The sequence below is a fragment of the Maribacter arenosus genome (genome assembly GCF_014610845.1).
GTDB classification, from domain to species: domain Bacteria; phylum Bacteroidota; class Bacteroidia; order Flavobacteriales; family Flavobacteriaceae; genus Maribacter_A; species Maribacter_A arenosus.
The window spans coordinates 913,288-927,892 of sequence record NZ_JABTCG010000001.1 but is presented as its reverse complement, the minus strand read 5'-3'; the positions used below and the strand labels follow the sequence as shown (position 1 = coordinate 927,892).

Annotated in this window: 9 protein-coding genes and 2 pseudogenes; 2 read left to right on the top strand and 9 right to left on the bottom strand. The window is 37.8% G+C overall.

Annotated elements, in window-relative coordinates; all coding sequences use genetic code 11:
* Window positions 1–32 precede the first annotated feature (32 nt).
* The 9 genes and pseudogenes from HPE63_RS04095 to HPE63_RS04060 form a co-directional block, all read right to left on the bottom strand.
* Window positions 33–2,153 (bottom strand): bi-domain-containing oxidoreductase, encoded by a 2,121-nt coding sequence (locus tag HPE63_RS04095; RefSeq protein WP_188312940.1) that lies wholly within the window; start codon window positions 2,151–2,153, stop codon window positions 33–35.
* A 96-nt stretch (window positions 2,154–2,249) separates the two neighbouring features.
* A pseudogene (locus HPE63_RS18635) lies at window positions 2,250–2,423 on the bottom strand (DapH/DapD/GlmU-related protein); the annotation flags it as partial.
* 81 nt (window positions 2,424–2,504) lie between these two features.
* Window positions 2,505–2,624, bottom strand: a pseudogene (locus HPE63_RS18630) (antibiotic acetyltransferase); the annotation flags it as partial.
* An 88-nt stretch (window positions 2,625–2,712) separates the two neighbouring features.
* A complete protein-coding gene (locus HPE63_RS04085) occupies window positions 2,713–3,891 on the bottom strand; it encodes a glycosyltransferase (protein WP_188312938.1) in 1,179 nt (392 codons plus the stop codon).
* A gap of 377 nt (window positions 3,892–4,268) precedes the next feature.
* Window positions 4,269–5,549, bottom strand: a complete 1,281-nt coding sequence (locus HPE63_RS04080) for a nucleotide sugar dehydrogenase (RefSeq protein WP_188312937.1) — start codon at window positions 5,547–5,549, stop codon at window positions 4,269–4,271.
* A gap of 219 nt (window positions 5,550–5,768) precedes the next feature.
* On the bottom strand, window positions 5,769–7,097 hold the full coding sequence (locus HPE63_RS04075; RefSeq protein ID WP_188312936.1) for a UDP-glucose dehydrogenase family protein: 1,329 nt from the start codon (window positions 7,095–7,097) through the stop codon (window positions 5,769–5,771).
* Between the two features lie 6 nt (window positions 7,098–7,103).
* Entirely contained in the window at window positions 7,104–8,102 is a 999-nt protein-coding gene (locus HPE63_RS04070; RefSeq protein ID WP_188312935.1) for an SDR family oxidoreductase, read from the bottom strand.
* A gap of 567 nt (window positions 8,103–8,669) precedes the next feature.
* Window positions 8,670–9,050 carry a GIY-YIG nuclease family protein gene (locus HPE63_RS04065; RefSeq protein ID WP_317172895.1) on the bottom strand — a complete coding sequence of 127 codons (381 nt, stop codon included), beginning with the start codon at window positions 9,048–9,050 and terminating at the stop codon, window positions 8,670–8,672.
* An 836-nt stretch (window positions 9,051–9,886) separates the two neighbouring features.
* Entirely contained in the window at window positions 9,887–10,921 is a 1,035-nt protein-coding gene (locus HPE63_RS04060) for an NAD-dependent epimerase (protein WP_188312934.1), read from the bottom strand.
* Between the two features lie 650 nt (window positions 10,922–11,571).
* On the opposite strand from HPE63_RS04060, the gene HPE63_RS04055 reads away from it, so the two are divergent.
* A complete protein-coding gene (locus HPE63_RS04055) occupies window positions 11,572–12,660 on the top strand; it encodes a DegT/DnrJ/EryC1/StrS family aminotransferase (protein ID WP_188313161.1) in 1,089 nt (362 codons plus the stop codon).
* A complete protein-coding gene (locus HPE63_RS04050; protein ID WP_188312933.1) occupies window positions 12,657–14,591 on the top strand; it encodes a polysaccharide biosynthesis protein in 1,935 nt (644 codons plus the stop codon). The genes HPE63_RS04055 and HPE63_RS04050 overlap by 4 nt, the downstream gene beginning before the upstream one ends.
* Window positions 14,592–14,605: the final 14 nt, after the last annotated feature.

The following is a 14,605-nucleotide window of genomic DNA, read 5'->3' as shown; positions in this document are numbered from 1 at the left end:
ATTTCGTTAAATCCATGATTAGTCTAGGAGGATTAAATAGTCACCCAACTTTCTGTTTTTAAACTTTCAATTGCTGCAATTGAAGCTCTGGAAGTATTCATTAAAGATTCAAAATTTATCAACGGGTTATTTCCTTCTTTTACGCTTGTGAAATAATTTTCAAACTGCGACAAATGTCCCTTGTCCATTTTAGTTTTTAGTTTACTAAAGCCTTTGAATCCGTATCCTTTTGTTGTTCTAAAGTTATCCATAATGAGCGTTCGGCCTTGGGAATAAACCTCTAGCCTTTCTTTAGAATAACCTTTTGAACCGTTCGCAAAATAATTGATAACCGCATTGGAACCATTTTCAAACCTCAAGAGCATACTTGCATTATCCGTATTTTCCTTGGGGTGATTCCCCATCGCGTTTAAACATACCGATGTCACGATACTACCTGTTAGATAACTGAGTAAATCAATGTAATGACAGGCTTCGCCAATTATCCTTCCCCCACCGACTTCCATATCATGTACCCAAACATTTTCAGGGATAAAACCTGCATTCATAGTCGCAATAATATTCATAGGTGTTTGAGCTGAACCTAACAATGATTTCATTTTATTGACATGTGGTGAAAATCGACGATTAAATCCAACCATTAAGCTTCCCTGAGAGTTTTTGTATGCCTTTTCTATCAGATCTAATTGACTATTATTTATCGCCAAAGGTTTTTCAACAAATACATGCTTATTGGCCTTAAGACCATCAATGACCATATCGCTATGTAGGTGATGTTGGGTAGTAATAATGACAATATCCACTTCAGGGTCTTCTAAAACATCCGAATAATTGGTTGTACTTCTAGATATCCCATATTTTTTAGCTAGACCGGTTCCACTCAGCCCTTTAGAACTTGTAATATATTTTATTTCTGCATTCGTTTTTTTTAGCATGGGCAGTAAAGTCATGCCTGTAAAATTTCCTGCACCAATAATGCCTATAACTCCCTTTGATTTTGAATACTGTTTTTGATCGGATAAGACAACAGTTGTTGCGTTATCTGGAGATGAACTATATTCCAGAATACTGGCAATAGCTTCCGATGATCTCATATTACTATAGACATCCAAATAGTTATCAATAGGAACATGTTGGGTAATCAATGGTTTTACATCGATAGATTTATTGGAAATTGCTTTTAATATTGCATTAAAATTCCGTTTTTCAGTCCATCTTACATAGGCTATGGGATAGTCAAGACCTTTATTTTCATAATTGGTATCATACCTTCCTGGACCATAGGAACAAGAGACTTGGAAGCTAAGTTCTTTTTCGTAGAAATCCGCTCTCGATATATTGAGTCCGATTACCCCAACCAATACAATTCTACCCTTTTTGCGACTCATTTTTGCCGCATCCGAAATAATTAAATCAGATTGTGCTGACGCGGTAATAATTACTCCATCGCATCCAATACCCTCGGTTTTATCCATTACCAGTTTTACGGGTTCTGAACCTTCTTTAGGGTTAAAAGCTGTGATTCCAAAAGACGATGCCAAGTCCACCTTGGTTTTATCTAGATCGTAACCTATTACTTCGCAGCCATTTGCTTTAAGCAATTGTGCCGTAATTAGTCCGATAAGACCTAAACCTATAACAACAATAGTTTCCCCAAGAGTAGGTTTCAACAATCTAATTCCTTGTAACCCGATAGATCCTATTACCGTAAAACAGGCCTCTTCATCTGAAACATTTTCGGGAATAGAGGTTACTAAATTTTTTGGAATACAAACAAACTCAGCGTGGGGCCCGTTGGAAGCGACGCGATCCCCGATTTTAAACTCGCTGACTCCTTTTCCAATCTCTTCTACAATGCCCACATTACAATACCCTAGAGCAAGGGGTTCACTTAATTTGTTAAATACCGCATTAACTGTTGGCATTAAACCATCCGTTTTTATTTTAGTAATAACCTCTTTAACTTTTTCAGGTTGTTGTTTGGCCTTTTGCAGAAGATTGGCTTTTCCAAATTCTACTAACATTCGTTCTGTTCCTAACGAGACCAAAGTTTTAGTGGTTCTAATTAAGACATGACCCGGTTTTACTTGCGGTTTTGGAACTTTTTCTAGGATGGTTTCCCCTGTTTTAAAGGATTGTATAATTTGTTTCATATTATTTTTCTACTTGATTTAATCTATAGTTTTCTTTTTGCAAAAAACCGCAGAAATGTTATCGTTTTCTAACATTTTAGTATGTATAGCAGCTTCTTCATCCGTAAAACGCAATTTGATAAATTTTGCAGGATTACCACCATAAATACAATATGCTGGAATATCTTTTGTAACCACTGATCCTGCAGCAATTATAGAGCCATTTCCTATTTGGATTCCAGCCATTATCAGGACGTTAGCTCCAATCCAAGCATCCATACCAATAACGGTAGATGGCATTTCAGGTCTTCCAGAGAAGATAACCGGTGTGTCAGGTTTATTGTAGATATGATCTCCGCCAAGTATTTTAACGCCGGGTGCCAGCATAGTATATTTACCAATTTTTACTTTTGGAGCAATTGTACATCCTTTACCTATATATACAAATTCTTCCGCCACAAGGTCAGAATGAATAATTGATTTCCCGCCCATATAGAATGTTGGATGAACATTTTTAAGACCATATTTAAATCTGTACCATTTACCTTTTAAAGAGCGAAAAAAAAGACGCAGATTATACTTATTCATTTCTTAAAATTATCTCATTAATTAAAGTAGCTTGATAGGTCGAATTGTATTTTTCCTTTATTATCTTATGACAGGTGTTTTTTATTACTTCATGTGAAATGTTTTTATGTTCGTCAATCCATTTCTTAATTGTAATAGCGAGATCAGAAACAGAATTTCTTTTAAAGAACAATCCATTTACACCAGGAATTATTGCTTCATATTCGGGCTTTTGGAAGTTGAAATCATCATGTGTAATTACTGGTGTTCCATTCCCTAATGAAGTCATCGCCGTTAAACCTACTTCACCAGGTGAAACGCATATGCTGCTAATATCGAACAATAACTCTAGCTCCTTATTATCATAGCAAGGGCCATAAAAATTGCAATACTCCGAAAGGTTCAAGTTTTGCGCTAAATTTTTCAAACTTTTTAATGCCAGACCGTCTCCTACAAAAAGAATATTAATTTTAAAATCTTCATCCGCTAAGATTCGAGATGCGTCTATAATTTGATCCAACCTCTTGTAATATGTTAGCCTTCCAACAAATATGATTATTGGCAAATTTGGGTCTCGAAAAAGTTCATGTTTTTTGTTTATTAGCCTTTCATCTGAAATATCATTGTTAACGACAATTTCCTCTGCGGTACCTAAAGAATTATAAATTACATGAATATTTTTTTTAAATCCATTATTTTGCATAACAGTCTTAGCACCATGACCATATAACAATAAACCATCCGCTATATTGTACAGTGCCTTTCTTATAAACCATTTAAGCCCCCTTTCATTGGATGTTACCCCATGTGTCCAAAAATATAATTTCTTACGTCTGAAACTGATAATCATTGCAGCAATCCAAGTACTTATGAAATAAACATTTCCCAATAAAATAAACGCATCAAAATTTCCTTTTAACGCCAAGCCGATAATCCCCTTTTGCCAAAGGAATCTTTCTTTATAAAACCATATATTTGTAATAAATTTCCATCTTAGACCTCCGTCTATTATCGCACTATTGGCATAATCGGGATTAATTGTTTTTATATCATTTCCCGATGTACGAGAGGAAAAAAAAGTGTATTTAATATGTTTAGCTTTCATCAACTCATTGAGAACACTATATCTATATAGTGCAAAATAATGATATATAACAGCTACAGATTTTACAGGTTTATCCAAATTGTTCATGCTTTATTGTTGGTGTTTAAAAGATTAAAGACCATTCCAATCCTAATAACTAAGTGGGTTTCAGTATAAATAACTAGACTAAATAGGTGCATAAATACACTATATTTTTAAGTTTATCAATTTTTATGAATCTTGCTACCCATTAAGTCATTACAAATATGTAGACATTTCATAAACTCTATTCCTTAAAGTTTAATGCCCAATATTAGCCTATTTCCTGGTATTGAAAAAAAAAACCAAATACTCTGTCCATAAAATCGATGAAAGATAATATTTACACCAATAAACCTTATAATTGAACTACTTAACCAAAAAAACTTAATCTCAGGGCAAGATTAATTATTTTATATTGTGGGGTCGTCTGCTCTTAAAACTAATCAAAGCCGACCATCAACGGTCTCATTCAAAAACCCTTTAACGTCATATAATACACCATTTGTTTTGAGTAATTCTCTGCAACTGAATTTAGAGAACTCCTTGTGGGCCACCGTCAAGACAACGGCATCAAATTTGCCGTTCGGCATTTCTTTTGTAGTAACTAAATTATATTCAGCTATAACTTCTTTAGGGGAAGCCCAAGGATCAAACACGGTTACTTCGGCACCATAACTTTTCAAATTGTTTATTACGTCAATTGCCTTGGTGTTTCTAACATCCGGACAATTTTCTTTGAAGGTTATCCCCAACACCAAAATTTTAGAACCTTTGATTTTAATATCTTTTTGTACCATCAATTTTACGACTTCAGAGGCTACATACTTCCCCATCCCATCATTCATCCGCCGTCCTGTCAGGATTATCTCTGGGTGATACCCATATTGCTGCGCTTTTTGTGCTAAATAATAGGGATCGACCCCAATACAATGCCCCCCGACCAAACCTGGTTTAAAAGGAAGAAAATTCCATTTGGTACCAGCAGCCCCCAATACCTCATGGGTATCAATACCCATGAGGTTGAATATTTTTGCCAACTCATTGACGAACGCAATATTAATATCCCGCTGTGAATTTTCAATGACCTTTGCCGCTTCGGCAACTTTTATGGAAGGGGCGAGATAGGTGCCAGCTGTAATCACCGAAGCATACAACGAATCTATTTGTTTCGCTATTGTCGGAGTCGATCCTGAAGTCACTTTCAGAATCTTCTCTATCGTGTGCTCCTTATCCCCTGGGTTGATACGTTCTGGGGAATAACCCGCATAAAAATCGGTATTGAATCGTAAGCCACTTATTTTTTCAAGTATTGGAACACATTTTTCTTCTGTGACTCCAGGATATACCGTAGATTCATAAATGACGATATCCCCTTGTTTTAATACCTTTCCTATGGTTTCACTGGCTCGGTACAAATGTGTTAGTACCGGCTTATTGGTGGTATCGACCGGGGTGGGCACCGTTACTATATAATAATTACAATCCCTTAGGTCCTCAAAGTTATCGCTGCAGTACAAACCTGTCCCCATAAAAGGGGTAGGGCTCAGTACCTTTTTTAGAATAGCATCTTCTACTTCCAGGGTACTATCGACGCCAGATTGTAGTTCTTCAATTCTCTGGGAATTGATATCAAAACCAACAACGGCATATTTGGTGGCAAATAATCGCGCCATCGGCAGACCCACATAACCCAATCCGATAATTGCTATTTTAATAGCGCCCATATATAACTACTTTCAATGGTTATTTATTTTTTCTCTCTTGCTTACCATACGCCTTCAGATCTATTTAAAAAGTTACTGATTGCTTCGACAGAGTTCCCTTAATAAGCTAAACCAAAATACTTTAAACAAAATATATTTTATATCCCGACCCTTTAACGTATAATTTAGTATATGTATTATCAACTATCAACTATCAACTATCAACCATCAACTAAATCCTTATTTCTTGCCTATTTGGAAGTACTCAAAACCTAGGTCTTGCATCATCTGACTGTTATATTGATTGCGACCGTCAAAAACAATAGGTTCCTTGAGTTGTTGCTTCAATTCCTCAAAATCAGGGGACCGGAATTCCTTCCATTCGGTCAACAGAATCATAGCGTCAGCCCCTTGAAGGGTTTCATACTTAGAGTTGAAATAAGAAACATGGGGAACATCCTTCAAATAGAAATGTTTGGCCTCTTCCATAGCTTTAGGGTCATAGGCTTGAATATGGGCACCTCGTTGCACCAAGTCCTTAATGATGTAAATGGCAGGAGCCTCCCGCATATCATCGGTTTGGGGTTTAAAGGCCAAGCCCCAAACAGCAAACGTTTTTCCTTTTAAATCTTGTCCAAAACGATTTACCACTTTATGGGCGATTACCATTTTCTGTTTATCGTTTACATCTTCAACGGCGCTAATTAAATTTGCTATATAGCCATGTTCTTGGGCCGTTTTTTTAAGCGCTTTTACATCCTTGGGGAAACAAGACCCTCCATAGCCACTACCTGGATAAATAAAACTATAGCCAATTCGGCTATCCGATCCAATTCCAATACGCACCTTGTTTACATCGGCCCCAACCAATTCACATATATTGGCTACCTCGTTCATAAAGGAAATTTTGGTCGCCAGCATAGCGTTTGCGACGTATTTGGTCATTTCCGCGGAACGTACATCCATGGTGATCAAGCGATCCATACTGCTCCTAAAAAAAGGACTGTACAACAACCGCATTTTTTGGGTAGATGCTTCATTATCAGACCCGACCACCACGCGGTCGGGTTTCATAAAATCATTGATGGCATCCCCTTCCTTTAAAAATTCTGGATTGGATACCACATGAAAATCAATTGCCTTTTTTCTCCTTTCCAGCTCTTTTTGGATTGTTTCTCGGACTTTGTCTGCTGTACCGACCGGAACGGTTGATTTATCAACCACGATTAAAGAATGCTCCATATGTTGCCCTATTTCTTTGGCCACTTGTAACACATATTGCAAATCTGCAGAACCATCGTCACCCATGGGGGTACCCACGGCAATAAAGGCTACATCGCATTTTTTTAGATTTTCTGCAAGACTATTGCTAAAATGTAAGGTGTTACTTTTAACATTTCGTGCTATCATGGCTTCCAATCCAGGTTCGTATATAGGGATTATTCCGTTTTTAAGACCTTCTATTTTTTGGGCATCCACGTCAATACAGGTTACCCGGTTACCCATTTCCGCAAAACAGGTGCCGCTGACCAAACCTACATAACCCGTTCCAATTACTGTTAAATTCATTTTTTACTATTTTAAATTATTCCAATACCAGGATACAGCTTCCTTTAATCCTGTTTTAATATCATATAGTGGGTCATAGCCCAATAGTTTTTTTGCTTTTTCAATGGACGCCAAGGAATGCGGAACATCACCTTGACGGGTAGGACCATATACAACTTTTACATCCGCAATTTTCTTATCAAAGCCACTTAAGTATTGCTTAAGGAGGCCTACAAGTTCATTTAAATCAGTACGTTCCCCATACGCCACATTGTACACCGTATTTACGGCTTCAATTTTATCAGTTAGCATAGACCGTATGTTCATTTCAACGACATTGTCGATATAGGTAAAATCCCTCGAAAAACTACCATCCCCATTAATTATTGGGGATTCGTGCTGCATTAATTGCATCACAAATTTAGGGATTACCGCAGCATAAGCCCCATTGGGATCTTGTTTACGGCCAAAAACGTTGAAGTAGCGCAGGCCTATAGTTTCCAATCCGTAGGTTTTACTAAAAATATCCGCATAGAGTTCATTTACATATTTGGTGATGGCGTAGGGGGACAATGGTTTACCAATGATGTCCTCCACTTTAGGCATGTTTTTGGAATTACCATAGGTGGATGAACTTGCAGCATAGATGAAACGCTTTACTTTTGCATCCCTTGCCGCTACTAACATATTTAAAAAACCGGAGACATTTACATCATTGCTTGTAATAGGGTCATTGATAGATCTTGGCACAGAACCCAAGGCGGCTTGGTGCAGCACATAATCCACACCTGTACAAGCCTTATGGCAATCTTCCAACTTTCGAATATCCCCTTCTATTAAGGTAAAATTGGTATTGGATAGTAAAGAGGCAATATTTTCCCTTTTCCCTGTAGCAAAATTGTCCAGGCAAGTTACTTTGTTGCCATTGGCAATAAGTGTATCACAGAGGTTTGAGCCAATAAAACCAGCCCCTCCAGTCACCAATATTTTATAGTTTGGACTAAGTATAAGATTAGAAATTTCCAATAGATCTTAATAATAAAGATGCAAAGGTCTATAAAAGAATTTAAAAATGGGGACTATTTTATTTTAAGTCTAGCTTAAATCCGATAAAGTGATTGCTACACTCGCGTTTTAGGTTTTATTGAATAGGCTAATTGTAAATCTGAGAATAAAAAATAGTTTTATCCTTCGTTTAATGCGTAGGGGCTAATCTCGCCGTAATGTGATTTCTTGATCACTCCGTTTACTTGAAATGACATAAGCAGTCAATCCGAATGCACATGAGGAATCACATCCTGCTGAGCGAATATGAATTGTTCAGAGTTAGGAGTGAGATTTCTCAGTCACTTTGTTCCTTCGAAATGACATAAGCAGTCATTCCGAACGCAGGTGAGGAATCACATCCTACTGAGCGAATAAGATTTGTTTAGATTTAGGAGTGGGATTTCTCAGTCACTTTGTTCCTTCGAAATGACGGGGAAGTCATTCCGAACGCAGGTGAGGAATCACATCCAGATTGGCATCCATGCTACAATTCTAACTTACCACTCTACTTGATGTGATTTCTCAGTCGTTCCTCCTTCGAAATGACTAAATGATTTGACTATTGAGTGTTTCCCATTTTGGATTAAATTCAGTGATTAACTTGTTTTTCTTTTCCCGTCGCCAATTTTTCAATACTTTTTCCCTGGCAATTGCTTCATTTGGTTTTTCGAAACCTTCATAATAAACTAGATAGATACAATTGTATTTACCTGCAAAAGACTTTTTCGCATTTTGACTGTCAAAATAATGTTGAGCGATTCTTCTTTGAATATTATTGGTTATTCCAATGTATAGTGTAGTTCTATATTCGTTGGTCATGATATAAACAAAGTAGTTATGAAGCATAGATAAATATAATTGTTCCGTCTGAGATTTCGAAGGAGCGACTAAGAAATGACTGCGTAATTCCATTCGTGTTTCAGTCATTCCGAACGCAGGTGAGGAATCACATCCTACATTTCAACTATAATATATTTTTTAGGACTTTTGCTCGCCGCAATGCGATTTCTCTGTCACTTTGTTCCTTCGAAATGACGGGGAAGTCATTCCGAATGCACATGAGGAATCACATCCTGCTGAGCGAATAAGAATTGTTTAGAGTTAGGAGTGAGATTTCTCAGTCACTTTGTTCCTTCGAAATGACATAAGCAGTCATTCCGAATGCCTATGAGGAATCACATACTGCTGAGCGAATAAGGATTGTTTAGATTTAGGAGTGGGATTTCTCAGTCACCTTGTTCCTTCGAAATGACATAAGCAGTCATTCCGAACGCCTATGAGGAATCACATCCAGATTGGCATCCATGCTACAATTCTAACTTACCACTCTACTTGATGTGATTTCTCAGTCGTTTCTCCTTCGAAATGACATAAGCAGTCATTCCGAATGCACGTGAGGAATCACATCCTGCTGAGCGAATAAGATTGTTTAGAGTTAGGAGTGGGATTTCTCAGTCACTTTGTTCCTTCGAAATGACATAAGCAGTCATTCCGAATGCACATGAGGAATCACATCCTGCTGAGCGAATAAGATCGTTTAGAGCAAGGAGTGCGATTTCCCAGTCACTTTGTTCCTTCGAAATGACATAAGCAGTCATTCCGAATGCACGTGAGGAATCACATCCTGCTGAGCGAATATGAATTGTTCAGAGTTAGGAGTGAGATTTCTCAGTCACTTTGTTCCTTCGAAATGACAATTCATTGAGGATAGATAATACATATGTAATTGGAATTTTAAAGAAACTTAAATCGAATCTTAAAATTCAATTTGGGATTTTATAATACCTTTTATACCAGCCGATAAAAGAATCCACCCCTTTTTTTAGGGGGGTATTGGGACTATAGTCATAGTCTCGGATCAAATCATCCACATTGGCCCAGGTTATGGCAACATCCCCGGGTTGCATGGGCAGCATTTCTTTTTTTGCAGTAAGACCCAAACTTGTCTCTATAGCTGTAATAAAATCCAATAATTTCACCGATTTATTGTTCCCAATATTATAGAGCTTGTACAATTCTTTATTGGCTAATCTTTCCAAAGTGCTTTTTTCAATAATACGCACTACGCCCTCAACAACATCATCAACATAGGTGAAGTCACGTGCCATATTGCCATTGTTGAATACCTTGATGGGTTTGCCTTTTATCATAGCATCCGTAAAAAGGAACAAGGCCATATCTGGCCTTCCCCATGGCCCATAGACCGTAAAAAAACGGAGGCCTGTGGTCGGGAATCCAAATAAATGGCTATAGGTATGGGCCATCAGCTCATTGCTTTTTTTAGTGGCAGCATACAAACTAATCGGGTGGTCCACATTATCCGTAGTTTTAAAAGGCACTTTCGTGTTCAAACCATAGACACTGGAACTGCTGGCATAGACCAAATGTTTAATTTTATGATGGCGACAACACTCGAGTAGATTTAAAAAACCTACAACATTACTATCGATGTAGGCTTCGGGATTTTCCAAACTATAGCGTACCCCTGCTTGGGCAGCTAAATGGCAGACCACATCAAAATTTTGTGAATTAAATAGTTTAGACAGGGCATCCCCATCCTCTAGGTTCATTCGCACGAATTTAAACCTTCCCTTGTATTTTTCACTTTCTACAAGTGCATCGAATTTTTCCACTTGTTCTTTACCGACACCTAATTCTTGGAGGCGTCCAAATTTTAAACCTACATCATAATAGGCATTGATATTGTCAAGTCCGACAACCTCATGACCGTTGGCTATTAATTTCAAAGTAGTATGAAAACCAATAAAACCCGCTGCACCTGTGACCAATATTTTCATCTGCGCATTTAAATAATCAATACAAAGTAAGGAATAATATAGCGAATGTTAGTTACCTATCCGAATTTACTAATGGGTTTGAACGCAATCAGCCACCGCAATGGGCCGAAGAATTGAACCATAGTACCAATCTTTGACACGTAACTTGTCATTCCCAAAAAAGATTGGGGACTAGGTCAGAGACAAGAGACCTTAGGCGAGCCTAAAACTTCAGGTTTCCAATACCACCCAACCAGCCTGAACGAGCTCATCGCAAAAATGCCCAATTTGTACGGTATGTGTTTAATAAATTCTTATCTTATGGAAGTATAAAGGGGTATAAGCGATTATAATAGGTGCTAATGGTTTAAATCAACAGCACTCTAATTCATAAAACAGCATTAAACCGAGTTTATCAACACCTTTGCCGAAATATCGTAACAAAATTCATTGTACTTCGATTTATGAAGTAACTTTATACTTAAATTCGCGGAAAATTTGTTTCGAAAAAAAGAGAACTATTCGACCAGCATTGATGTACATCATTTCTCGAAGCGCAATTTATATGTAGTATTGAATTAATTATTACAAGACGAATATAATACAGGTATAATACAGGGATAGATTTGAAAACGACCTTACAAGATAAAATTTGGCTTTCATCTCCCCATATGGGGGGTGCCGAACAGAAATACGTCAAAGAAGCCTTTGACACCAATTGGATTGCACCTTTGGGTCCCAATGTAACCGGATTTGAACGGGATATTCAAAGTTATTTGGGTCAAACTAGTCATGTGGCCGTCTTGAGTTCAGGTACGGCGTCCTTACATTTGGGATTACAATTGTTGGGTGTGGGTCGAGGTGACGAGGTATTATGTCAGTCATTTACTTTTTCCGCATCCGCCAACCCCATTGTATATTTGGGTGCGACCCCTATATTCATAGATAGCGAAAAGGAGACATGGAATATGTCACCGGAACTATTGGAAATTGCCATCCTGGATCGAATTCAACTTGGTAAAAAACCAAAGGCCATAGTAGCGGTACATTTGTACGGTATGCCATACAAGGTAAAGGAGGTTCATGAAATTGCAGCGAAATTCAACATTCCGATCTTGGAAGATAGTGCAGAAGCCTTGGGTAGTTCCTATCATGGAATTAAATGTGGGACTTTTGGGGATATTTCGGTCTTATCCTTTAACGGCAACAAAATTATAACAACTTCGGGAGGAGGGGCCATGGTCTCTAAAAATAAAGGATATATCGAAAAAGCCATTCATTTGGCCACCCAAGCACGGGATAGCGCCGTACATTACCAACACTCGGATATCGGGTATAATTATCGAATGAGCAATGTCTTGGCAGGCATTGGAAGAGGTCAGATGGAAGTATTGGATGATAGAGTGGGGGCACGAAGGTCGAACCATCAATTTTATCTTGATCATTTGAATGCGATTCCTAAAATTGAGTTTTTAAAGGAACCTGATGGCTTTTTTTCCAATCGATGGTTATCCTGTATTTTGACGCCATCGTATGAAATTCGGGAACAAATTCGGTTGGCTCTATTGGAAGATGATATTGAATCGAGACCTTTATGGAAACCTATGCATTTACAACCGGTCTTTAAAGCATGCCCCAATTATTCGGATGGTACTTCTGAAGATTTGTTCAACAAGGGACTTTGTTTACCCAGTGGTTCCAACCTAAGTACGAATGACTTGGAACGTATAGTCCAAATTATCAAAAATACCCAATTATGATACAGAGTTACTTGACCAATAATGCCCAACGTTATGCCTCAAAATGGTTGGTTTTGGCGATAGACCTTGTGGTTGTGGCTATTTCCTTTATGCTATCCTATTTCATTCGTTTTAACCTGACCTTTAATTTTGAGGTGGATAAATTATTGGTGCAATTACCCGTTGTAGTGGTGATTGCATTAATCTCTTTTTTAATTATAGGTTCTTATAAGGGGGGCGTTCGCCATACAGGGGTTCGGGATGTGTACAACCTATTCAATGCAATTTGTTTGTCGAGTATTATTGCTATTTTCTTGATTATAGCCAATAGGCAGTTCGAGGTAGTAGATGATTTCACAATACCTCTATCAATTATCATTATCCATAGTTTAATAAGTTTTGTTGCCCTTACTGCATCCCGGTATATATTCAAATCTATGTATGCCAGTTTATCCAAAGAATTCAAGGCAAGTAAAAAAGTACTTATCTATGGGGCAGGGGATTCGGGAATTTTAACTTATAATGCAATTAGCAATCATGCTAAAAGCAATACCAAGGTAATCGGTTATATAGATAATGACGTTAAAAAAATAGGGAAACAGATTAATGGGGTCATTGTTTACGGACCTGAGGTTTTAACAGAAAGTTTTATTCTAAAAAACAATATATCCGAGATTGTTTTTTGTATTCAAAAAATTGATTCCCGAAGATTAAAGGAATTGGTCGAAGGATTGGTTGATTTTCCAGTGTTGGTCAAGATAGTACCTCCAGTGGAAGATTGGATCAATGGGGAGTTGAATGCGTCACAAATCAAACAGGTTCAAATTGAGGATTTATTGAATAGACCACCAATCGACATCCTAAATTCGAAGATACTGGATGAAGTTAAGGATAAGGTCATCTTGGTTACCGGAGGTGCCGGTTCTATTGGAAGTGAAATTGTGCGTCAGCTATGTAAATATAATTATAGGTCTCTGATTATAGTAGATCAAGCAGAATCGGCCCTATATGATCTTCAACAAGAATTAAAGCAGAATAATCATTCCAATTTCATGCCAATTGTTGCCGACATTCGTGACAAAAACAGGATGAACAATTTATTCCAGGAATATAAACCGAACTTGGTTTTCCATGCGGCGGCATATAAACATGTGCCCTTGATGGAATACAACTCCTACGAGGCCATTAAAATTAACATTGCCGGCACCAAGGCCATTGTGGACCTATCTTTAGCGCATAAGGTAGATAAATTCGTATTTATATCTACGGATAAAGCCGTAAACCCGACCAATGTCATGGGGGCAACCAAGCGCATTGCCGAGATGTATATCAGTTGTATGCAACAAGAGCGTAAAACCAAATTCATCACGACCCGTTTCGGAAACGTGCTTGGTTCCAATGGCTCGGTAATACCCTTGTTTAAAAAGCAAATTGAAAAAGGTGGCCCATTGACAGTGACCCATAAGGATGTTACCCGATATTTTATGACCATTCCGGAAGCTTCCCAGTTGGTTTTGGAAGCAGGCGCCATGGGTGAGGGAGGTGAGATTTTCATCTTCGATATGGGTGAATCCGTGAAGATTTTCGATTTGGCCAAAAATATGATCAAATTATCAGGTTTACGTTACCCTGAGGATATTGACATCAAGGTTACAGGTCTTAGACCCGGCGAAAAATTGTATGAGGAACTATTGGCCAATGGCGAAAATACACTGCCCACCTACCATAAGAAAATCATGATAGGAAAGGTACGGGAATTGGACTATAACTTTGTGCGTACCAAAATCGACGAACTATGTGTCAACAATATGTTCTTCAATGGGGATACTGTGAAGTTGATGAAAGAAATCGTACCTGAATACATATCGAATAATTCGGATTTGTGCAAGCATGATACATCGGCACCTCCAAAGGAACCAAGTAAAAGCACACTCAAAGTTTTACACTCCTAATTTTTTAGTATACT

Coding starts and splice junctions, on each gene's coding strand:
- HPE63_RS04075 (WP_188312936.1), bottom strand. CDS start 7,097: ATGAATTTAACAGTAATTGGAACGGGTTATGTAGGTTTGGTCAGCGGC.
- HPE63_RS04065 (WP_317172895.1), bottom strand. CDS start 9,050: ATGACTGAAACACGAATGGAATTACGCAGTCATTTCTTAGTCGCTCCT.
- HPE63_RS04080 (WP_188312937.1), bottom strand. CDS start 5,549: ATGGGCGCTATTAAAATAGCAATTATCGGATTGGGTTATGTGGGTCTG.
- HPE63_RS04095 (WP_188312940.1), bottom strand. CDS start 2,153: ATGAAACAAATTATACAATCCTTTAAAACAGGGGAAACCATCCTAGAA.
- HPE63_RS04050 (WP_188312933.1), top strand. CDS start 12,657: ATGATACAGAGTTACTTGACCAATAATGCCCAACGTTATGCCTCAAAA.
- HPE63_RS04060 (WP_188312934.1), bottom strand. CDS start 10,921: ATGAAAATATTGGTCACAGGTGCAGCGGGTTTTATTGGTTTTCATACT.
- HPE63_RS04055 (WP_188313161.1), top strand. CDS start 11,572: ATGGGGGGTGCCGAACAGAAATACGTCAAAGAAGCCTTTGACACCAAT.
- HPE63_RS04085 (WP_188312938.1), bottom strand. CDS start 3,891: ATGAACAATTTGGATAAACCTGTAAAATCTGTAGCTGTTATATATCAT.